Annotated in this window: 19 protein-coding genes and 1 tRNA gene; 10 read left to right on the top strand and 10 right to left on the bottom strand. The window is 61.7% G+C overall.

What is annotated here, in order from left to right; all coding sequences use genetic code 11:
* The first annotated feature begins 79 nt into the window (after positions 1-79).
* Positions 80-997 (top strand): LysR substrate-binding domain-containing protein, encoded by a 918-nt coding sequence (locus KGA88_RS27430; protein WP_110659213.1) that lies wholly within the window; start codon positions 80-82, stop codon positions 995-997.
* Between the two features lie 159 nt (positions 998-1156).
* Here KGA88_RS27430 and leuD read toward each other — a convergent pair whose 3' ends face one another.
* Together leuD and leuC are read right to left on the bottom strand one after the other, a co-directional pair.
* Positions 1157-1765 (bottom strand): 3-isopropylmalate dehydratase small subunit, encoded by a 609-nt coding sequence (leuD, locus tag KGA88_RS27425; RefSeq protein WP_223595609.1) that lies wholly within the window; start codon positions 1763-1765, stop codon positions 1157-1159.
* Positions 1766-1768: 3 nt separating this feature from the next.
* Complete coding sequence (gene leuC, locus KGA88_RS27420; protein WP_223595607.1) at positions 1769-3190, bottom strand: 3-isopropylmalate dehydratase large subunit; 1422 nt, start codon at positions 3188-3190, stop codon at positions 1769-1771.
* Between the two features lie 248 nt (positions 3191-3438).
* Between leuC and KGA88_RS27415 the strand changes: the two genes are divergently transcribed.
* Positions 3439-4062, top strand: a complete 624-nt coding sequence (locus KGA88_RS27415) for an NIPSNAP family protein (protein WP_223595605.1) — start codon at positions 3439-3441, stop codon at positions 4060-4062.
* A gap of 485 nt (positions 4063-4547) precedes the next feature.
* Positions 4548-4850 (top strand): DUF6124 family protein, encoded by a 303-nt coding sequence (locus KGA88_RS27410; RefSeq protein ID WP_160387853.1) that lies wholly within the window; start codon positions 4548-4550, stop codon positions 4848-4850.
* A 234-nt stretch (positions 4851-5084) separates the two neighbouring features.
* Here the strand turns inward: KGA88_RS27410 and KGA88_RS27405 are convergent, their stop codons facing one another.
* The 5 genes from KGA88_RS27405 to KGA88_RS27385 all read right to left on the bottom strand — a co-directional run bounded on the left by KGA88_RS27405 (position 5085) and on the right by KGA88_RS27385 (position 11743).
* Positions 5085-6371 carry an FAD-dependent oxidoreductase gene (locus tag KGA88_RS27405; RefSeq protein ID WP_223595603.1) on the bottom strand — a complete coding sequence of 429 codons (1287 nt, stop codon included), beginning with the start codon at positions 6369-6371 and terminating at the stop codon, positions 5085-5087.
* 3 nt (positions 6372-6374) lie between these two features.
* Complete coding sequence (locus KGA88_RS27400) at positions 6375-7946, bottom strand: aldehyde dehydrogenase (NADP(+)) (protein WP_223595593.1); 1572 nt, start codon at positions 7944-7946, stop codon at positions 6375-6377.
* Between the two features lie 184 nt (positions 7947-8130).
* The gene (locus KGA88_RS27395; protein WP_110660059.1) at positions 8131-9078 is read right to left on the bottom strand and encodes a dihydrodipicolinate synthase family protein; all 948 of its coding nucleotides are present in this window, start codon (positions 9076-9078) and stop codon (positions 8131-8133) included.
* Between the two features lie 58 nt (positions 9079-9136).
* Positions 9137-10063 (bottom strand): 4-hydroxyproline epimerase, encoded by a 927-nt coding sequence (locus KGA88_RS27390; protein WP_223595591.1) that lies wholly within the window; start codon positions 10061-10063, stop codon positions 9137-9139.
* 45 nt (positions 10064-10108) lie between these two features.
* Positions 10109-11743, bottom strand: coding sequence for an APC family permease (locus tag KGA88_RS27385; protein ID WP_223595588.1), 1635 nt, complete (start codon positions 11741-11743; stop codon positions 10109-10111).
* A gap of 188 nt (positions 11744-11931) precedes the next feature.
* Here KGA88_RS27385 and KGA88_RS27380 point away from each other — a divergent pair, with 188 nt between their 5' ends.
* The 3 genes from KGA88_RS27380 to KGA88_RS27370 all read left to right on the top strand — a co-directional run bounded on the left by KGA88_RS27380 (position 11932) and on the right by KGA88_RS27370 (position 15408).
* Entirely contained in the window at positions 11932-12726 is a 795-nt protein-coding gene (locus KGA88_RS27380; protein WP_110660061.1) for an AraC family transcriptional regulator, read from the top strand.
* Positions 12727-12802: 76 nt separating this feature from the next.
* On the top strand, positions 12803-13183 hold the full coding sequence (locus KGA88_RS27375; RefSeq protein WP_110660062.1) for a RidA family protein: 381 nt from the start codon (positions 12803-12805) through the stop codon (positions 13181-13183).
* Between the two features lie 236 nt (positions 13184-13419).
* Complete coding sequence (locus KGA88_RS27370) at positions 13420-15408, top strand: peptidase U32 family protein (protein ID WP_223595586.1); 1989 nt, start codon at positions 13420-13422, stop codon at positions 15406-15408.
* 41 nt (positions 15409-15449) lie between these two features.
* On the opposite strand, the gene KGA88_RS27365 is transcribed toward KGA88_RS27370, so the two are convergent.
* Positions 15450-16043 (bottom strand): hypothetical protein, encoded by a 594-nt coding sequence (locus tag KGA88_RS27365; RefSeq protein ID WP_223595584.1) that lies wholly within the window; start codon positions 16041-16043, stop codon positions 15450-15452.
* Positions 16044-16158: 115 nt separating this feature from the next.
* A complete protein-coding gene (locus KGA88_RS27360) occupies positions 16159-16587 on the bottom strand; it encodes a hypothetical protein (RefSeq protein ID WP_110660065.1) in 429 nt (142 codons plus the stop codon).
* A gap of 323 nt (positions 16588-16910) precedes the next feature.
* Here KGA88_RS27360 and KGA88_RS27355 point away from each other — a divergent pair.
* Together KGA88_RS27355 and KGA88_RS27350 are read left to right on the top strand one after the other, a co-directional pair.
* Positions 16911-16985 (top strand) — tRNA-Gln (locus KGA88_RS27355).
* Positions 16986-17266: 281 nt separating this feature from the next.
* Positions 17267-17695, top strand: a complete 429-nt coding sequence (locus KGA88_RS27350) for a molybdopterin-binding protein (RefSeq protein WP_110660066.1) — start codon at positions 17267-17269, stop codon at positions 17693-17695.
* Positions 17696-17794: 99 nt separating this feature from the next.
* Here the strand turns inward: KGA88_RS27350 and KGA88_RS27345 are convergent, their stop codons facing one another.
* Complete coding sequence (locus KGA88_RS27345) at positions 17795-18457, bottom strand: glutathione S-transferase family protein (protein ID WP_223595582.1); 663 nt, start codon at positions 18455-18457, stop codon at positions 17795-17797.
* A gap of 151 nt (positions 18458-18608) precedes the next feature.
* Between KGA88_RS27345 and KGA88_RS27340 the strand changes: the two genes are divergently transcribed.
* The gene (locus KGA88_RS27340; RefSeq protein WP_223595580.1) at positions 18609-19541 is read left to right on the top strand and encodes a GlxA family transcriptional regulator; all 933 of its coding nucleotides are present in this window, start codon (positions 18609-18611) and stop codon (positions 19539-19541) included.
* 101 nt (positions 19542-19642) lie between these two features.
* A complete protein-coding gene (locus KGA88_RS27335) occupies positions 19643-20617 on the top strand; it encodes a nitrilase-related carbon-nitrogen hydrolase (RefSeq protein ID WP_223595578.1) in 975 nt (324 codons plus the stop codon).
* The last annotated feature ends 1118 nt before the right edge of the window (positions 20618-21735 follow it).

Genomic DNA, 21735 nt, shown 5'->3' with positions numbered 1-21735 from the left:
CACCGGGGATGGATTGCTCCTCGGTAGATCGATGGTATCCTTCGCAAATAACGCAATAAACAGCGAAAGTATGAGGCGTATGAACACGAATCGTGATCAGTTTCCCTTGCCGGAAGACCTCAAGGTTTTCCTCACCGTCGTGCGCAAAAACGGCTTCGCCAGTGCCGCCGAGGAGCTGGGGTATTCGCCGGCCTACATCAGCAAGCGCATTTCCGTGCTGGAAACCACGCTCACGACGCGCCTGCTGCACCGCACGACAAGGCGCATCGCGCTGACTGACGACGGCGAGCGGGTGCGGGTATGGGCGGAGAAATTGCTCGGTGACTTCGATGACTTCGTCAGCGAAATATCCGAGGCGCGGCAACAGCCGATGGGCTCGCTGCACATCTGCAGCAGTTTCGGCTTTGGCCGCAATCATGTGGCACCGGCGATCTGCGAGCTGTCGCAAACCTACCCCAAGCTCGAGCTGCGCCTGGACGTGTTCGATCGTGTGGTCGACATCGTCGGCGAGGGTTTCGACCTGGAAATTCGCGTGGGGGATGACCTGCCGGGCCAGCACCTGGGGCGCAAACTGGTGAGCAACCGGCGGGTGCTGTGTGCAACGCCCGAATACCTGCAGCGGCGCGGTGTACCGCAATCGCTGGCGGACTTGAAAGACCACGATTGCCTGGTGCTCAAGGAGCGCAACAACGCATTCGGCGTGTGGAGCCTGGCGAAGGGCGGGCAGGAAGAGTCGGTGCGTGTCAGCGGGCCGTTATCGTCCAACAACGGTGAGATCGTGTTGCAGTGGGCCCTGAGTGGCGGCGGGATTCTGTTGCGCTCGATGTGGGACGTGAAGCCGATGCTCGAGCAGGGGCGGCTGGTGCAAGTGCTGCATGAGTACACCCAGAGCGCCAACGTGTGGGCCGTGTACCCGACGCGGCTGAGCCAATCGGCCAAGCTGCGGGTGTGCGTCGAGTTTCTCGAAGAGTACTTTCGTCATCTGTCGGTTGAATAAACCACCGACGCCTTGATCCTCTGTAGGAGCGAGCTTGCTCGCGATGGTCGTCAACGATAACGCGTGCTAACTGGCTAAACGCGTCGCCCTTGAGTCCATCGCGAGCAGGCTCGCTCCTACAAATCATTGACGCAACAGCCACAGCCAGAGGTTTTTCCGTCAGCCCAACCAGGGGTTCTCCGCCAGGTGCCGGGCCTCGAAACCGCGAATCTGCTCGGCCCGTTGCAACGTCGTGCCAATCGCATCCAGCCCCAGCAGCAACGATTGCTTGCGCAGTTGATCGATCTCGAACGCGATCACCTTGCCGTCCGCCAGTTCGATGGTTTGTTCCGGCAGATTGACGCTGATTCGAGCCGTAGCCGGGTTGCTGATCAACGCGGCCACCTGCTTGAGTTGGTCCTCGGTCAGCTGAATCGCCAACACCCCATTGCGCTGGCAGTTATCGTAGAAAATGCCGGCGAAGCTGGTGCCGATCAGTGCGCGGATGCCCACTTGCTTGAGCCCCCAGACCGCATGTTCGCGGCTCGAACCACAACCGAAATTGGGCCCCGTCAGCAGAAACGCCGCCTCGTTCCAGGCCGGTTGATTGAGGATGAACCCGGGGTTGGGCTCACCGGACGCCAGGAACCTCAGGTCAAAGAACAGCCCCTTGTCCAGGCCCTTGCGATCAATCCCTTTGAGGAACTGCTTGGGCATGATCACGTCGGTGTCGATGTTGGCGGCCAGAAGCGGGGCGGCACTGCCGCTGACGAGAGTGAAAGGTTGCATGGTTCAAGCCTCCAGCGCGAACGTGCGCACGTCGGTCAAATGCCCGGTAATCGCCGCGGCGGCGACCATGGCCGGACTCATCAAGTGGGTGCGCGCGCCAGCGCCCTGGCGTCCTTCGAAGTTGCGATTGGTGCTTGAAGCGCAGCGATCACCGGGGGCGAGCACATCGTCATTCATCGCCAGGCACATCGAGCAACCGGACTGGCGCCATTCGAAACCGGCATCGAGGAAGATCTGCGCCAGCCCTTCGTCTTCGGCCTGGTTTCGCACCAGCGTCGAGCCGGGCACGATCATCGCCCGCACGTGGGCCGCCACGCGTTTGCCGCGCACGACGCGGGCGACATCGCGCAGGTCTTCGATGCGCGCATTGGTGCAGGAGCCGATGAAGGCATGGCTGATCACCACGTCGCTCAGCGGCATGCCCGGTTCCAGGCCCATGTAGTTCAGGGCGCGTTGCATGCCCTGGCGCAGGATCAGGTCCGGCTGCGCGGCCGGGTCCGGCACCTGTCCGCCCACCGGTGCGGCCTGATCGGGGCTGGTGCCCCAGGTGACCATGGGTTCCAGGGTCCCGACATCCAGGCTGACTTCGCGATCGAACACCGCAGCGGCGTCGCTGTGCAGGCCTCGCCATTTCGCGACGGCCTGTTCCCACAGTTGGCCCTGAGGGGCCCGGGGCTTGAGTTGCAGATAGGCAAAGACCTTGTCATCGGGGGCCATGAACGCGCCCCGGGCGCCGGCTTCGACGGCCATGTTGCAGATGGTCATGCGCGCTTCGACGCTGAGGGCGTCGATAGCCTGGCCGGCGAACTCGATGGCGTAACCGGTGGCGCCGGAAGCGCCGATGTTTTCGATCAGGGCCATGATGATGTCCTTGGACGTCACACCGGCCCCGAGCACGCCATTGACCGTTACGCGCATGCTCTTCAGGCGTTTGTAGACCAGGGTTTGCGAGGCCAGCAGGTGTTCGATTTCCGAGGTGCCGATTCCGAAACCGAAGGCTCCCAGGGCGCCGTAGGTGGTGGTGTGGCTGTCGCCGGCGGCCACGACCATGCCCGGCAGGATAAAGCCTTGCTCGGGGGCCACGACGTGCTCGATGCCCTGGCGCTTGTCCAGCACGTCGAACAGCTCGATGCCGAAGTCGCGACAGTTTTCTTCGAAGTAGGACACCTGGAGGGCGCCCCCGGCATCCGGCATGGCGGCAATGCGCGTCGGTGCCGTCGGGTTGACGTGGTCGACGACCGCCAGCGTCGCCCCCGGACGCCACGCCTTGCGGCCCGCTTCACGCATGCCGCTGAAGGCTTGCGGGCTGGTGTATTCGTTGGCGACCTGGCGGTCGATGTACAGCAGCACATGGCCCTGATCGTCGAGGGTGCAAACCGTGTGACTGTCGATGTGTTTCTGGTAGAGCGTTCTAGGGCTGTGCATGGAGTGGGCTCTTGTTGTCATGCGAGATCACGGAAACATGCCCACAGCATATTCATCGCGAATCCTGCATCAAGGTCCATTGGGTGAAGGCATTGAACACGATCTGTGAATTGCACAGCGCTGCTCAACGTAAAGAAACTACCTAGAACACTGCGGCAAATGCCGTCACCGATAGGGTTAGTCTCAATATCCCGCCGGCAGGGGCTGTCATAGGCTGTGGGCTTTGAAAGCCGTTCGCCGGAGTCGCCATGCGTTTTTTTGAACTGATCACTTTTACCGTGCGCGTGCGCACGGTGGCCGATGCGCTGGTACGCATCGAGACTGAGTTGGCGAAGCCGCAAGTCGGCGGCACATTGATGGGCTGCTGGGCCTCGGAGATCGGCCAGTTGAACCAGATCGCCGTGCTGCGCGGCTATGCGGACGAAAGCCTGCGCCAAGCCGAGCGCGAGCGTTTTCTGCTGGGGGGCAGTGCGTTTGGCATCAACGAATTCATCACCGACCTGCGCATCGAAAACTACACACTGTTTCCCTTCCTCGAACCCTTGAGCGCCGGCCAGCATGGTCCGTTCTATGAGTTACGCGTCTACGACCTGATCAGCAGCGGCTTGCAGCCGACCCTCGACGGCTGGAGCAAAGCCATCGAGGTGCGGACCGCCGAGCAGTATTCTTCGGTATACGCGGCGTTCTACGCCACTGACGGTGCGCTGCCGCGCTATCTGCACATCTGGCCGTGGGCCAGCCTTGAACAGCGCTTGCAGGTGCGCACCCAGGCGGTCGCCGACGGCGTCTGGCCGCCGGAAAACTCCGGCCCGCAACTGCGCGACATGCGCTCGACGATCTATTTGCCGGCGAAGTTTTCGCCGTTGCGGTGATTGGGGTGTCGCTCGGCTGCGGTTTTGTGCTTCGGGCTTTTTTGGGGCCGCTGCGCGGCCCAACGGGGGCGAGCCCCCTCGCCACAGTTGGTCTGCGTCTGTTGTGCATGCGTTGTTTCTTGCCCTGATGGCTAGCCCGTAGGGCGCGTGTTTAACGGGCGTCAGGGTTACTTCATGAAAGCTACAAGATCTTGCGTCGTTGCCTACGGTTACGCCAGAATCCGCCGGCTTGTGCGCCTTGGAGCCCATCGGTAACTTGATTCGCGCCACTGCCCATCAGTGGTCGGGTTTAGTCGCCCGTGGTAACTCAGTTGTGCGTGCATCTGTCATGCAGGTCTTTCATTGCCTGTACTTGATGGTGGCTGTACGCAGGGCGCCCTCGGGCGCGCCGGATTGCTGAGTTTCCCGGTCGACTAACCTGCGTACAGCTGCCTCCCCTTTCGTTTAGTCGCAAGAGGGGTGGCACCCAATAGGAAACTCAGCATATGTTCAAGGTAACCCCCAATCCGCCGGACGCCGATCCGACATCTCACTTCCCCTCGGCTGCCGACATCAAAGCCACGCCGCGTACGCCCAGCCACCTGTTTACCGTTGACCCCGAAGCCACGACTGAAACCCTGATGGTGTATCTGGTGGAGACGCTGGCGTCCGTCGATGTGATGGTGCATCAACTGGTGGATCATCTGGACGGTGGGGCGCGCAATGCCCTGCTGGGGATCTCCAACAGTGTGATGCTGGCGGAGATCACGGCGAACCGGGTGTTGGATCGGATTGACCCGCCTGAGTAGGTCCATGCTGACGCGGTGGTCCTTTTGGGGCCGCTGCGCGGCCCAGCGGGAGCAAGCTCCCTCGCCACGTGCCTGTGCCTGTTCAGTGCAACGCCTGTTCGTCCAGGTACTCGTTCAGGCATTCGATGAACGCCTGATGCTGCGTGTGCACCGCGACCGTGGTGGTCAGCGCCAGCAAGACCTTCTGATCGAGGTGCGGTAGCGTCCCGACCAGAACGTTTTCGGTGGGTTCGTTCAGAAACGATCCAGCCTGTACGGCGCAGTCGCCGGCAGGCTGTGGGATTGGGCGCCGATCAAGGGCGAGGCCATCTGCGCAATCATCTCCGCCGTGACCGCTGCCTGGGTCAACCCCAGATGTTGATGACCGAAAGCGAGCAGGACCTTGCCGTCGCACACCCGGTCGATGATCGGCAGGGAGTCGGGCAAGGAGGGGCGGAAACCCATCCACGGTGTGGCGGCTTCAGCACTCAGATCGTGCTTGAACAGGCCTTTGCTCAGGCGGTGCAATTGCCAGGCGCGCTCCATGGTTGGCGGGCTGTCGAGACCTGCGAATTCAACGGTGCCGGCCAGGCGCAGCCCGTCGGTCATCGGCGTCATGATGAACTTGCGCTCCAGCGAGGTGACGGCGAACGGCAAGCGTCCGTGCTCGTGAGGCAGCATCAGGTGATAGCCGCGCTCGGTGTCCAGCGGTACTTTCTTGCCGGTCAGCGCGGCGGTGAGCTTCGCTGAATGGGCGCCACAGGCAATCAATACCTGGCGGCTGCTGAAACGGCCTTGATCGGTGATCAACGACACGCCGAGTTCACTCAGTTGCCCGCCCTCGACTCGCTGCTTGAGGAACTGCACGCCGCTGGTTTTGGCTGCGTGGACCAGTTCGCCGACCACCTGGAAGGGATCGAGAAAATGCCCGGTGCGCGGGAAAAACAAGCCGCCGCGAATCTGTTCGCTGAGCTGCGGCGCCGCATCGCGCACGGCCCTGGCCTGCCAGAAATCCACCGGCACTTGCTGTTGGCGCATGCGCGATTGTAGCGCTTCGATCGCCTGCTGCGAATCGGCGCGCTCGAACACCAGCAGCGAGCCGTCTTCTTTCATCAGTTCGGGACGCTCGATGGTCTGCAGCAAGCGGTGCCAGGCACCCAGGCTGCTTTCATTGAGCGCGCGGATGCCGGCCACGGTGCGCTGGAACGGCGCCGGGCGCAGATTCAACAACAGGCGCACGAACCAGGGCAGGGCCCGGGGCATGTATTTCCAGTCCAGGCGCAGCGGGCCCATCGGGTCCATGAGCATGGCGGGCAGGCGCTTGAGGATCGACAGTTCGGCGATGGGGAACACCTGTTCGGTGGCGAGGTGCCCGGCATTGCCGAACGAGGCGCCCCGACCGGGCTCCTGCTGGTCGATGACCACCACCCGCCGGCCCTGATGCGCCAGGCGCAGGGCGCAGGCGACGCCGATGATGCCGGCGCCTATTACGGCAACGTCTGCCTCGACGTGCGAGGGGTTCAAGGGAGAATGGTTGGTCATGGCCTAGGCTTCTCTCTGGCCGTCGAGCAGGCGACGCAACTGCAACGGATTGCCATGCTTGAGCGCGGCCGGCAACAAGGCGTCCGGGAAGTCCTGGTAGCAGACCGGACGCAGGAAACGCAGGATGGCGGCGGTGCCCACCGAGGTGCTGCGCGCATCGGACGTCGCCGGGAACGGGCCGCCATGAACCATGGCGTCGCATACTTCGACACCGGTCGGCCAGCCATTGACCAACAGGCGCCCGGCCTTGCGCTCCAGGGTCGGCAGCAGGGCCCTGGCGCTTTCCAGATCACCATCGTCCAGCTGCAACGTAGCCGTCAATTGGCCTTCCAGGTGCTCAAGCACTTGGCCGATTTCGTCATCGCTGGCGCATTGCACGATCAACGACGCGGCGCCGAATACTTCCGCCTGCAACGCCGGGTTGGCGAGAAAATCCGAGGCGTGGGTGACGAACAGGTGGGCCTGGCACTGGTTCGGGGTTTCGCCACGCAGGCCGGTTGCCACGGTTTGCGCATGTTCGGCCAGTGATCCGACGCCGGACTCATAAGCATTGAAGATTCCCGGCGTCAGCATGGTTTGCGCCGCGCTGCGTTGTACAAGCTCTGCTGCCGTACTGATGAACCGTTGCAGGTCCGGGCCTTGACGAGCAATCACCAGGCCTGGGTTGGTGCAGAACTGGCCGGCACCCTGGGTGAGGGAGGCGACGAAGCCTTGCGCCAGCGATTCGGCGCGTGATTGCAGGGCTGCCGGGAACAGCAACACCGGGTTGATCGAACTCATTTCCGCGTACACCGGGATCGGCTCGGGACGCGCCTGGGCCGCGTTGCACAAGGCGATGCCGCCGCTGCGCGAGCCGGTGAAACCCACGGCCTTGATGCGCGGGTCGGTGACCAGGGCGATGCCCACTTCGCGGCCGGAGCCGTACAACAGCGAAAACACGCCTTCGTGCAACCCGCACAGTTTGACCGCGCGGGCCACGGCTCGGCCCACCAGTTCACTGGTGCCCGGATGCGCGCCATGGGCCTTGACGATCACCGGGCAACCGGCGGCCAGTGCCGAGGCGGTGTCCCCGCCGGCAACGGAGAAGGCCAGGGGAAAGTTGCTGGCGCCGAACACCGCTACCGGGCCGAGCGGCACCTGACGCTGACGCAGATCCGCGCGGGGCAGGGGCTGGCGTTCCGGCAGTGCGGAGTCGACCCGCACATCCAGCCATTCGCCGGCACGCACGGTGCGGGCAAAGGTGCGCAGTTGCTGGCAGGTGCGGCCGCGTTCACCCAGGATGCGCGGGCGTGGCAGGCCGGTCTCGGCCACGGCGCGGTCGATCAACTCATCCCCCAAGGCTTCGATTTCGCTGGCGATGGTTTCGAGGAATTCGGCGCGTGCGTCCAGGGACGTCGCGCGATAGCTGTCCAGTGCACTCCACGCCAGGGCGCAGGCCTGCTCGACGTGTTCGCCGCTGCCACCGTGGTAGGCCGGTTCAAGGGGCAGATCCGTGGCGGGATCGATGCCGCGGATCACTCCGCGGTTGCCGGTGATGGCCTGCTGGCCGATCAGCATGTTGCCTGTCAGAGTCATGGTGTTTCCTTAAAAAATTGGGCGGATCCGTCAGCGAAACAACGGAGCTCCAAGGGGTAATGCCAATCGAGACCCTCGCCACAGGTTGATCAGTGTTGGTCGATCCCTTTATTGATCGGCATTAGGCTCCATTGGTCGAAAACAAAGGCGGCGCGCATTGGCACGCCGCTGTACAGGCCGGATGTCAGGCGAAGTTCTGCTCGGCCGACCACTGCTCGTACCACTGGCGGAACAGCGTGTACTGGTTCTCGGCGTAACGACGCTGGGCATCGCTGAGCACGTCGGTCTCGTTGAAGTGCAGGCTGTATTCCTTGTCGCCATTGAGCACCATCAGGTGCTTGTAGTAGAGCACCAGGTCGCAGCCTTCATCGAAGGACGACAGCACCGCCAGTGCCGATTCCAGCTCCCGTGCCTGGCGACGCGCCTTGGCATCGCCCTTGGCCGCTTGTTTGCTCAGGGCCACCAGGCGCAACACTTCGCGCGGCAGGGCGTTGCCGATGCCGGTGATGGAGCCGGTGGCGTTGCAGTTGACGAAACCATGCACCACCTGGGTGTCGACACCGACCATCAGGGTCACGTCATCGTCCCTGGAGGTGATGTGTTCGGCGGCGTAGCGCATGTCGGCGGCACCGCCGAACTCCTTGAAGCCAATCAGGTTCGGGTACTCGCGGCGCAGTTCGAAGAACAGGTCGGCGCGGGTGGCGAAGCCGTAGTAAGGGCTGTTGTAGATCACCGCCGGCAAGCCCGGAGCGGCTTCGAGAATGGCGGCGAAGTGGGCTTTTTGCGCGGTGGCTGAAGCGCCGCGAGACAGCACCCGAGGGATGACCATCAAGCCATGGGCGCCGACTTTGGCCGCGTGTGCCGCATGGGACACTGCTTCGCGGCTATTGACCGCACCGGTGCCGACGATGGTCGGAACGCCGGCGGCCACCAGGCGCGCCACGCCTTCCTGGCGCTCGGCTTCGGTCAGCAGCGGCCAGTCACCCATGGAACCGCAATACACCACTGCGCTCATGCCGATGTCGATCAGCTCGCGACCCTTGGCCACCAGCGCGTCGAAGTCGGGCTTGCGCTCGGCGGTGCACGGGGTCATCAGGGCAGGGATGCAGCCAGTGAAAATGTTGTCGCTCATTTTGTTGATACTCCTTGAAGCGTTCATGCAGATCGGGTGAAGGAAGAAACGTGGCGGCTCAAATGCCCCACGCAAAGGGATCTTGTTCGTCGATCAGCAAGGTGCTGTCGGCGGTCATGTAGGCGCGGCCGGTGATGAAAGGGATGATGCGTTCGCCCTCCCATTCGTAGCTGCCGATGAATTGGCTGGCGGTGATGCTGGCCTGGACCCAGCGTTCACCGGCGGCCAGTTTGCCGTCGGCCGCCAGGCACGCGAGCTTGGCGCTGGTGCCGGTGCCGCAGGGCGAGCGGTCGTAGGCCTTGCCGGGGCACATGACGAAGTTGCGGCTGTCGGCGTGGTCGTCATCGGCGAACAGTTCGATGTGGTCGATCAGCGCGCCGTCGTCACCATGGATGCCCTGGTCCTCGAGGGCCTTGAGCATTGCCCAGGTGTATTCGGTGAGGAAGTCGACGTTGTCCATCTGCAAGACCTGACCGTGGTCGGACACCAGGAAGAACCAGTTGCCGCCCCAGGCGATGTCGCCGTACACGCGGCCATGCCCCGGCACTTCGACCGGCACCTGTCGGCGGTAGCGGTAGGCGGGCACGTTGCGCAGGGTGACGTTGCCATCCTCGTGCAGGGTGGCGTTGACCGGGCCCACTGGCGTATCGATCTTGTGCTCGCCAGGCTGGATGTGGCCCAGGTGCTGCAGCGAGTTGACCAGGCCGATGGTGCCGTGGCCGCACATGCCGAGGTAGCCGGCGTTGTTGAAGAAGATCACGCCGCAGGTGGCATCTGGCGACACTGGTTCGCAATACAGCGCACCCACCAGCACATCGTTGCCACGGGGCTCCAGCAGGCAGGCGCGACGCCATGGGTCATGCTGCTCGCGAAAGGTGTCGCGCTTCTCGGCCATGGTCCGGCCAGCCAGCTGGGGCAGGCCCGACATCACCAGGCGAGTCGGCTCGCCGCCGGTGTGGGAATCAATGACATGTACTTTTTTCATAAACACATCCATTAGAGGAACACGCAGGTTTTGCCGGCCTGAATTTCAGCGAGCGGTTTGGGCAGACACACCGATCGGACGCTGGCCGCGGTAGACGGGATCGGCTTCTTCTTCACCGTCCTCGGCGTCCAGGCGAACCAGATGCGCCGGTACGCCGGTGGCCGCGCCCCAGTAGTAGATGCCCATGGCGCAGGCCGCCACGACCAGGGTGTCGAACGGATGGGTGAGCACACCCATGCCGCCGAAACTGCCGAGCCAGGACAGCACGATGGTCACCGCGTAGAAACCGATCAGCCATGCCGAGGAGCGCACTTGCTGGGCCAGGCTCAGGTGTTGGGTCGGCACGAAGCGACCGCACAGCAGGTACACCACGAACATCAGGATCTGCAGGCCGAGCAGCCAGGACACGGTGTTCCAGCCGGACCAGTAGACGATCAGCGCGGCGATGATGAACGACACCGGGCCGAGGACGCCCATGTGCTTGACTCGGAACGGGCGCGGCATGTCCGGCGCATTGCGGCGCAGGGCGGCCACCGACACCGGCGCAACGGCGTAGCTCAATACCAGCGCGGCGGAAACCACGTTGATCAGCGCTTCCCACGAAGGGAAGGGCAGGGTCCAGAACACCGACAGGGCAAAGGTCAGCCACAGCGCCGGGCGCGGGATGCCGGACTTTTCGTCGATACGGGTGAAGACCTTGAAGAAGGTACCGGTCTGCGCCCAGCCGTAGATGACACGCGGGGTGGCGTTCATGTAGATGTTGCCGCAGCCGCTGGGGGAGATCACCGCGTCGGCCACCACCAGGTAGGCCAGCCAACCCACACCCAGGGCCAGGGCGATGTCGCGGTAGGGCAGGGCCAGTTCCTTGGCGACGCCGGCCCAACCGTTGGCGAGCATTTCGGTGGGCACGCCGCCGAGGAATGCCACTTGCAGCAACACATAGATCGCGGTGGACAGCAGCACGGAGAGGATCAGTGCAATCGGGATGGTGCGTTGCGGATTCTTCACTTCGCTGGCCACCGAGATGATCGGCGTCAGCCCCAGGTAGGCGAAGATAATGCCACCGGCGGACACCGCCATCTCGACACCGGACAGCCCGTACGGCATGAAGCCCTGGGCCTGGAAATTCTCCGGCTTGAAGAAGGTGAACAGCACGCCGATCACCAGCAACGGCACGATGAACTTGAACATGCTGATCAGGTTGTTGGCCTTGGCGAACGTCTTCACGCTGTAGTAGTTGAGCATGAAGAACAGGCAAAGCAGGCCGAACTGGAGCAGCCAGCCAAGTGCCGTTGGATTGCTCGAACCTGCCTGGGTCAATGCGGGAAACCACGCAGCGGCGTACTGGCGCGCGGCGACCACCTCGATGGCGACCAGGCTGGAAAACGCGATCAGCGTGATGAAGCCCATCAGGTAACCCAGCAGCGGGCCGTGGGAGTAGACCGGGTAGCGAATCACCCCGCCGGCACGCGGCAGCGCCGCGCCGAGTTCGCAGTAGACGATGCCCAGCAGCAGCACCGCAAAACCGCCCAGCAGCCAGGAAAAAATCCCCGCCGGCCCGGCGATGGCGGAGACGTGGCTGGCTGCGAACAGCCAGCCGGAGCCGAAGATGGCCCCTAGTCCGATAAACGTGAGGTCTATCAACGAAAGTTGTTTTTTGAACTTGCCTTGGCCTGACATTACATCGCCTTCTTGTGAGTTTTTGGATAGGCAGGTGTGCACTTCAAATCGCCTCTTTTCGGTTTTGCCGAGGAGGGCGGTGGGCATAGATTGAACCTGGCGGCGTGCTCGCGATTGATGTTTTGCTTGGGTGTCGATGACGAAATCAGCACAATGGCAGCTGTCTGATTTTTGCGAGGGGCCGGTTGATGACTGAGGATGCATTTGCGCTGTTGTGCCAGGGCGACGACTCGAACCGCCCCGAATCCATCGAACAACTGCTGGCCGGCATTGCGCTGCTGTTGCCCATGCTGGATGTCATTCCCAATGCCGCGATCTTCATCAAGGATGTGCAGGCGCGCTATGTCATGGCCAATCGCACGCTGGTGCAACGCTGCGGTTTGAAACACCTGAAACCGCTGCTGGGCAAGACCAGCGCCGAAGTGTTTCCCGAGCAATTGGGGCCCGGTTACACCGAGCAGGACCGGCGCGTGCTGGAGCAGGGCTTTGTGCTGGAGGACCAGCTGGAGTTGCATTTGTACGGCAGCCGCGAGCCGGGCTGGTGCCTGACCCACAAGCGCCCGCTGTACAACCGCCGCAATGAAATCATCGGCCTGGCGGGCATCTCGGTCGACCTGCAATCAGCCAGCGACACGCACCCGGCGTACCAGCGCCTGGCGGCGGTGGACGAACACATTCGCGCGCATTTCAACCGTCGCGTGACCCTCGGCGAGTTGACGCGCATCGCCGGGATTTCAGTGGCGCAACTGGAACGCTACTGCAAGCGCGTGTTCCATCTGACGCCCCGGCAGATGATCCAGAAGGTTCGCCTGGAGCATGCGCATCGGTTGCTGCTTACTGATGTGCCGATCACCGAGGTCGCCCTGCAATGCGGCTATACCGACCACAGCGCGTTCACCCGGCAGTTCAAGGCCTTGACCGGTTTCACTCCGCGCCAGTACCGCCAGGCCACCGGTCACGAGCAACCGTCCGCTTTGGATTAGCGACGCGCCGGGCATGGCCCTGTAAACTGGCGGCGCAAAAGGCACCTGCCTCACCACTTCAAGCAAGAGAGCTCCCATGGCAAACCACGACCTGACCTTTACCCCCGATCTCGATGCCGATTCGATTTCCTCCGACGTCGTCGGTTTCGCCGGTGTGCTGGTCTCCACCCAGATCCCCACCCGCGCCGATGGCAGCCTGGAACTGGGCGACATCACCCTGCAGAGCGAATGCACCCTGCAAGCGCTGAAGGTTGCGCTGGAGCGTGCCGGCAGTTCCATGGACCGCGTGATGCACCTGACCATCTACCTCACCGACATGGCCGACCGCGCCGCGTTCAACGAGGTCTACAAGCGTTTCTTCGCCAAGCCATGGCCGGTGCGCGCTGCCGTAGGCGTAGCTGCACTGGCCGTCGAAGGCATGCGCGTCGAAGTCACCGCCATGGCCGCCAAGGCCTGAGTTAACACCACAAAACCCCTTGTAGGAGCGAGCCTGCTCGCGATGGACGTTAACGATGACGCGGGCATTCTGTGTGCACGCGTCGCCCTTATGTTCATCGCGAGCAGGCTCGCTCCTACAGTGATTGAGGCAGGCCAGGTCCACTTGATGCGCCACCCGGCAGCATACGGGTGCCGGTCAGGCGTTTCGCCGCTACAATGCACGCCTCGACCGTGACAAGCCTGACTAAAAAAACTATGTCTTTGCCCAAACATCACCTGGAATTGCTCAGCCCTGCCCGCGATGTGAGCATCGCCCGCGAGGCCATCCTGCATGGCGCCGATGCCATCTACATCGGTGGTCCGAGCTTCGGCGCCCGCCACAATGCCTGCAACGAAGTGAGCGATATCGCCCAATTGGTGGAGTTCGCCCGTCGTTATCACGCCCGGGTGTTCACCACCATCAACACGATCCTGCACGACAACGAACTGGAGCCGGCCCGCAAGCTGATCCACCAGTTGTACGATGCCGGCGTCGATGCACTGATCGTCCAGGACCTGGGTGTGATGGAGCTGGACATTCCGCCGATCGAACTGCACGCCAGTACCCAGACGGACATCCGTACGCTGGAACGGGCGAAGTTCCTCGATCAGGCCGGTTTCTCGCAATTGGTGCTGGCCCGCGAGCTGAATCTCCAGGAGATCCGCGCCATCGCCGACGAAACCGACGCGGCCGTCGAATTCTTTATCCATGGCGCGCTGTGCGTGGCGTTTTCCGGCCAGTGCAACATTTCCCACGCGCAGACCGGGCGCAGCGCCAACCGTGGCGACTGCTCCCAGGCTTGCCGTCTGCCGTACACCCTCAAGGACGAAAAGGGTGGCGTGATCGCTTACGAAAAACACCTGCTGTCGATGAAGGACAACAACCAGAGCGCCAACATCCGCGCCCTGGTCGAGGCCGGCGTGCGTTCGTTCAAGATCGAGGGTCGCTACAAGGACATGGGCTATGTGAAGAACATCACCGCCTACTACCGCCAGCGCCTCGACGCCGTGCTCGAAGACCGCCCGGACCTGGCCCGTGCCTCCAGTGGCCGCACCGCGCATTTCTTCCTGCCCGACCCGGAAAAAACCTTCCACCGTGGCAGCACCGATTACTTCGTCACTGATCGCAAGATCGATATCGGCGCCTTCGACTCGCCGACCTTCACCGGTCTGCCGGTGGGTGTGGTGGAGAAAGTCGCCAAGCGTGACATGCTGGTCGTGACGCACGAGCCACTGTCCAACGGCGACGGTCTGAACGTGCTGGTCAAGCGTGAAGTGGTGGGTTTCCGCGCCAACATCGCCGAACCCAAAGGCGAGTTCGAGGAAGACGGCGAGAAGCGCTATCGCTATCGCGTCGAGCCCAATGAGATGCCGGAGGGAATGTACAAGCTGCGCCCCAACCATCCGCTGAATCGCAATCTGGATCACAACTGGCAACAGGCGCTGCAAAAGACTTCTGCCGAGCGTCGCATCGCCCTGAGCTGGGTCGCGCGCCTGCGTGAAGAACAGCTGGAACTGACCGCGACCAGCGAGGAAGGCATCAGCGCCAGCGTCACGCTGGCCGGCCCGTTCGGCGCGGCCAACAAGCCGGAGCAGGCGCTGGAACAATTGCAGGATCTGCTCGGCCAACTCGGCACTACGCAGTACCACGCCATCGATATCAGGCTGGACGCGCCGCAGGCGTACTTCATCCCGAACTCGCAGCTCAAGGCCTTGCGTCGTGAAGTGATCGAAGCCTTGACCGAAGCGCGGGTCGCCGCGCACCCGCGTGGCAGCCGTAAAGCCGAAACCACGCCGCCGCCGGTGTACCCGGACTCGCACCTGTCGTTCCTGGCCAACGTCTACAACCAGAAGGCCCGGGACTTCTATCATCGCCACGGCGTCAAGCTGATCGATGCGGCCTACGAGGCCCACGAGGAAACCGGTGAAGTGCCGGTGATGATCACCAAGCACTGCCTGCGTTTCTCCTTCAATCTGTGCCCGAAACAGGCCAAGGGCGTGACTGGCGTGCGCACCAAGGTCGCGCCGATGCAGTTGATTCACGGCGATGAAGTGCTGACGTTGAAGTTCGACTGCAAGCCTTGCGAGATGCACATCATCGGCAAGATGAAGGGCCACATCCTCAATCTGCCGCAACCGGGCAGTGTGGTCGGTCACATCAGCCCCGAAGACCTGCTCAAGACCATCCCGCGCGCGCCGCACTGAGTGACAGGTGAGCGCGCCGCAACGGCGCGCTCACCTGTTGTTCAATACCCTGTGTAGTTGAAGTAAACGACGGCCACGACAACAGCGAGGCCAAACGCTGCCAGGGCTTTTGTTTGTGCGGTTGCCTGGAAGGGCGGCGGGGCATCGCTCGATGCTTGCTCTTCGGGTTGCGAGTACTCGCTGACGTTCTGGCGGCGCAGCAGCATGGCCCGATAGCTGTAGCGCAAGCCGATCAGCAGGGACATGGCCATCAAGCCGAGGATCAGCCAACGTATCGTTGCCGGTTTTTCCACGGCGACCATATTGCTCTCGTGTTCACAGGCCGCGCTATTGAACTCCAGGACGGATATGGGCTGGTAGACCGTCGAGGGCTGCGTTGCATCACTGTGCATTACCGCCATTTGATCCAGGTCCAATGCCTGATACTTCCACAGTGTCGTCGATCCTTCCCGGCAATAAGTGAACGCAACAGGGTTCGAGGCGCCGATGATGCACGCGTCGTTGATGCCGATTTTTTTCAGGGTTTCCGTCGCAGACCGTGTGAAGTCCAGTTCGAGGACAGGAATGACGCCGTTGGCAGACACCGCGACGGACACCAGCAGGCTCGCCATGGCGCAGAGGATTGATGTTTTCAAAGTCGGGGCGTCCTCGTTTTTAGTCGTTTTTTTTGTTATGAACGCGGAGTCTGGTTGCTACGTGCTTTTGCTGAAGTCTAGACGCTGGCGACAAATCTGAAGCTGGCAGTCGACACTATCCACAGGTGTCGGCGACGGCTTTTTCAGCTCGCTTGAACTCCTGTTTGATGTCGGTGGGGATGCGTTGCTTTTTGAATTCCTGGCCGAGGAAGGGTTGATCGCCCCGCGACTGGACCTCTGCGTCTTCGGCCGATATCTGCGCTTCGACGGCAGCGGAGTGTTTGTCGATGACGGCATTGACCTCGGCTTCATCCTTGGCCGTATCAAGTGCCAGGACCAACTGGCCGGCCTCGGCTTTTTCGGCTTCGGCATAGGCTTCGACCGTCAACCCGGAGGCCAGGGCGCGCGCCTGGGTTTCCAGCCCGTTGAGATGCTCCCGGGCGGCCCTGCAGACCGCTTCCTGCCGCTGGCTCTCGATGTGTTCCCAGGTGTTGAGCCCGTAAATCGCGGCCCCGACCACCAGGAGAGTTGTAACGGTGCCCATCAATTTGCCTTTCACATTTGGCGCCCTCAAATGGCAAAGGAAGGGTTATGCGCAAACGATTCCCGATTCGATCCGTTCAAAGAAAAGCGTAGCAGACGTGATCGGGCTGAACGTGCGCCGATCACTACTCCTGGATTCGACTCAACACTAAGCGACTGTTTTAAAAAAACAAATTCTTTTAAAAGGGCTTCCCAGTTGCGGCAAATGTTGGTAAATTTGCGCCCACTCTTGCACAGGCCCTCCGGGAGCCTGTCATGCAAGCAGGCAACAGCTCTCGTTGCCACTCAAGAAAGCGAGTGCCATGCACTCATCGCTACAGATACAGGGGCGTCGCCAAGCGGTAAGGCAGCAGGTTTTGATCCTGCCATGCGTTGGTTCGAATCCAGCCGCCCCTGCCATTTTTACTTCCTGCGCAATCAGATAACACCCGACCGACGGTAATTATTCGTCGATGCGCTGGCTTCTTTGCGTGCGTTTTTCATGTCCCGGATGTCCCTGTGCGAACCCGCTTCCAGCCAAGGCTCGCGGGCGTTCTTGCTGCGCATTTGATGAAGATTTTCTGGGCTGGTCTGGCCATCCGTCACTGAACCAGAGGCGCGCTGTAGTTGTTTCTACATAGCGCCTACACTGATGATGCACGCCGTTTCCTAACTTTAAAGTCAAGAAAAGGATGCCTCAAATGAAAGTCAGTGCACGCAACGTATTCAAAGGCAAAGTCAGCCAGGTCCAGCCAGGCGCGGTCAACGCCGAAGTGGTTCTGACCCTGGCGGGTGGCGAACAACTGGTTGCCGTCGTCACCATGGAAAGCATCAAAAGCCTGGGCATCGCCATCGGCAAAGAGGCCGTCGCGTTGATCAAGGCGCCTTGGGTGATGTTGATGACCGAATCGAGCGACATTCGCCTGTCGGCGCGTAACTGCCTGGAAGGCAAGGTACTGAGCGTTACCGATGGCGCGGTCAATGCAGAAGTGGTCATCGAGCTGGCTGGCGGTTCGAAAGTCTATTCGATCGTGACCCGCGATGCGGTGGCGGAGCTGGGCCTGGCAGCCGGCGTCAGCGCCACGGCAGTGATCAAGGCTTCCCACATCATCCTGGGTGTTCCGGCCTGATCAGAGCCAAGCATTCACACTGATCCCCGTGATCCATGTCTTGATGGATCACGGGGATTTTTCGTTTTTGCCTCCCGTTCCTCAGCTGCGCTGGCGCCTCTAGCGAAAGCGCTCCGGGATGGCCTCGGCAAACGGATACCAGGAAAACCACGGCCTTGCCTCATCGATGACCCGCGCGACCGAGGGTCTTTGGGTCAACCTGTCGAAATAAGCACTCAAGTGGCGATGATCGTCGGCAAAGGGCACGAGGGTGCTGGCGTAGAACAGCGCCGGGGCGGCGGCGCAATCGGCCATGCTGAACGCCGGGCTGGCCACCCAGGTTTTTGCCGTCAGCTGACGTTCGAGCATGCCGTACGCGGTTGTCAGCGCGGTGCGTTCGCGGGTCAGGTCGCCGTTTGCGGCATTTATTCGGTCAGCGACGATCTTCTGCATGGGCACCTGGACGTGAAGGTCGAAAAAACGATCCCACAGGCGTACGTCCAGGGCGGCTTCCCAATCGTGCGGAATCAACGGCGCCTGGCCGGCATGAAGCCGGTCCAGATATTCAATGATCACACTCGACTCCGGTACATCCTTGTGCCGGGCGTGATCGCGAAGCACCGGGAACTTGCCAATCGGCCACAGCGCTTGAAGCTCGGCCCGGTCGGCTTCGTTGCCCAGATCGATGATCCGTTTTTCAAACCCGATGTCCAGTTCATAGAGCGCGATCAGCGCTTTATGGCAGAACGACGAGAGTGGATGGAAATAAAGAGTCAGCGACATCCTTCAATTCCTCGGTGAGATGCAAACCGCTTCATTATCGGTCGTCATCGGCGAATGCGCGAGGCGCTCCTGTGTCCGGTGCGGGGTGTTCGGGTTAGAGTGCAGATTCTGGCCTGAATATCAGGCATGCCGCGTTTAGGGTCATATCGCCATGCACCAGATCGGACTCATTGTTTACCCCGGTTTTCAGGTGCTGGGCCTGGCCATGTGTGCCGCTTTCGAGTTGGCCAACAACGCCGTGGATGAGCCGTTGTATCGCATTGCATTGCTGTCCGAAACGGGGGGACTGGTGCAGACGTCCGCCGGTTTTGCCGTGCAGACCGAAGTGTTCGACCAGCGCTCGTTCGATACGCTGCTGGTCATGGGCGACAACCTGATTCGCCCGACCACGCCGGGCATGCTGGAGTTTTTGCGCCGCGCCAGTCTCGGCACCCGACGCCTGGGCTCGATTTGCACGGGGGCGATTGCGTTGGCGGAGGCTGGTTTGCTCGATGGTCGGCGGGCGACCACCCACTGGGCGCATGTGCCGGCCTTTCGCAAGGCGTACCCGAACGTGAAGGTCGAGGAAGACCGGATCTTCATCAACGATGGTCACTTATGGACGGCGGCGGGCATGAGCGCCTGCGTGGACCTGGCGTTGGCGCTGGTGGAGATGGACCTGGGGGCCGACGTTGCCCGCAAGGTAGCGCGGAAATTGGTGGTGTACCACCGGCGTTCCGGCGGTCAGTCGCAGTTTTCGGTGATGCTGGAACTGGCCCCCAAGACCGATCGGATACAGGCCGCGCTGAACTATGCCAAACAGAATCTCAAGTCCGCGCTGACGGTGGAGGAACTGGCCAGCGCGGCCAATCTCAGCCCTCGGCAATTCAGCCGGGTGTTTCATGCCGAAACCGGCCAGTCTCCGGCCAAGGCCATCGAAAGCCTGCGGGTCGAGTCGGCACGGCTGATGATGGAAAGCGGCAGGCATTCCATCGATGTGGTGGCGACGGACACGGGGTTTGGTGATCGGGAGCGTATGCGTCGCGCTTTCATTCGTGCGTTCGGGCAGCCGCCGCAGGTGATTCAGCGTGCCAGTCGAGGCTGAATCATGATGTCCGGAAAGGTGGTGTATGCGACATTCAGGACTTTATATTACTAGCGTAATATTGATCTCGTTGAAACGATTCCTTCACTGAGATCACCGCCATGACCCTCGTCAAAGCCGCCGCCGTACAAATCAGTCCCGTTCTTTACAGCCGAGAAGGCACCGTCGACAAAGTGGTGCGCAAGATTCTCGAACTCGGCGAACAGGGCGTGCAATTCGCCGTGTTCCCGGAAACCGTCGTGCCGTACTACCCGTACTTTTCCTACGTGCAGTCGCCATTCGAAATGGCCGGTGAACACCTCAAGCTGCTGGACCAGGCGGTCACCGTGCCTTCGGCCGCCACCGATGCCATCGGCGCTGCGGCCAGGCAAGCCGGCATGGTCGTGTCCATCGGCGTCAACGAGCGCGATGGCGGTTCGCTGTACAACACGCAGTTGTTGTTCGATGCCGACGGCTCATTGATCCAGCGTCGTCGCAAGATTTCCCCGACCTACCACGAACGCATGATCTGGGGCATGGGCGACGGCTCCGGCCTGCGGGCTGTCGACAGTGCGGTAGGGCGCATCGGCCAACTGGCCTGCTGGGAGCATTACAACCCGCTGGCCCGTTATGCCTTGATGGCCGATGGTGAGCAGATCCATGCGGCCATGTATCCGGGGTCGTTTGCAGGTCCCTTGTTCGCCTCGCAAATGGAAGTCAGCATTCGTCAGCATGCCCTGGAGGCGGCGTGCTTTGTGGTCAATTCCACCGCGTGGCTGTACCCCGAGCAACAGGCGCAGATCATGGCCGACACCGGTTGCGCTTTCGGCCCGATCTCCGGCGGTTGCTACACCGCGATCATCAGCCCGGATGGCACGGTGCTGGGTTCGTTGCAGGAAGGAGAGGGCGAGGTGATCGCCGACCTCGACATGGGGCTGATCGACAAGCGCAAACGCATGATGGATTCCCGCGGGCACTACAGCCGTCCGGAACTGCTGAGCCTGCTGATCGACCGCACACCGCAATCCCATGTGCATGAACGCAGTGCGCATCCGAAGGTGGCCGAAGAGAGCGGGCTGGAGGAAGTGATTCGCTAGTACAGGGCTAGACAGTGTGCTGTAGGAGCCGGCTTGCTGGCGATGGTCGTTAATGATAACGCGTGTGACCTGGATAACCGCGGCGCACGTGAGGCCATCGCCAGCAAGCCGGCTCCTACAGTTTGGCGTTCACATCATTTCGACCAGGACGCGGTCCCTTGTAGGAGCTGGCTTGCCAGCGATGGTCGTTAACGATAACGCGTGTGACCTGGATAACCGCGGCGCACTTGAGTGCCATCGCCAGCAAGCCGGCTCCTACAGTTTGGTGTTCACATCATTTCGACCAGGACGCGGTCCCTTGTAGGAGCTGGCTTGCCGGCGATGGTCGTTAACGATAACGCGTGTGTACAGGATAAACGCGGCGCACTTGAGGCCATCGCCAGCAAGCCGGCTCCTACAGTTTGGCGTTCACATCATTTCGACCAGGACGCGGTCCCTTGTAGGAGCTGGCTTGCCAGCGATGGTCGTTAACGATAACGCGGGTGGACAGGATAAACGCGGCGCACTTGAGGCCATCGCCAGCAAGCCGGCTCCTACAGTTTGGTGTTCACATCATTTCGACCAGGACGCGGTCCCTTGTAGGAGCTGGCTTGCCGGCGATGGTCGTTAACGATAACGCGGGTGAACCGGATAAACGCGGCGCACTTGAGGCCATCGCCAGCAAGCCGGCTCCTACAGTTTGGCGTTCACACTATTTCGACTGGAACCCGGTCACTTGTAGGAGCTGGCTTGCCAGCGATGGTCGTTAACGATAACGCGTGTGTACAGGATAAACGCGGCGCACTTGAGGCCATCGCCAGCAAGCCGGCTCCTGCAGTTTGGTGTTCACATCTTTTCGACCAGGACGCAGTCCCTTGTAGGAGCTGGCTTGCCGGCGATGGTCGTTAACGATAACGCGTGTGTACAGGATAAACGCGGCGCACTGGAGTCCATCGCCAGCAAGCTGGCTCCTACAGTTTGGCGTTCACATCATTTCGATCAGGACGCGGTCCCTTGTAATTGGATGGACTCGCCCAAGCCGAGGCGTCAATGCGCCACGGTGGCAGTCTAAACAGCCAACGACAGCGAGGGCGAGTCCATGAAAAATCATAGTTCGTTTGATCAATCCGTGTCTTCTT

Origin of the sequence: Pseudomonas sp. A-R-19, from assembly GCF_019956575.1 — a bacterium.
Classification (GTDB): Bacteria; Pseudomonadota; Gammaproteobacteria; order Pseudomonadales; family Pseudomonadaceae; genus Aquipseudomonas.
The sequence above is the reverse complement of the archived record's forward strand: the minus strand, read 5'-3'. Positions and strand labels throughout refer to the sequence as shown.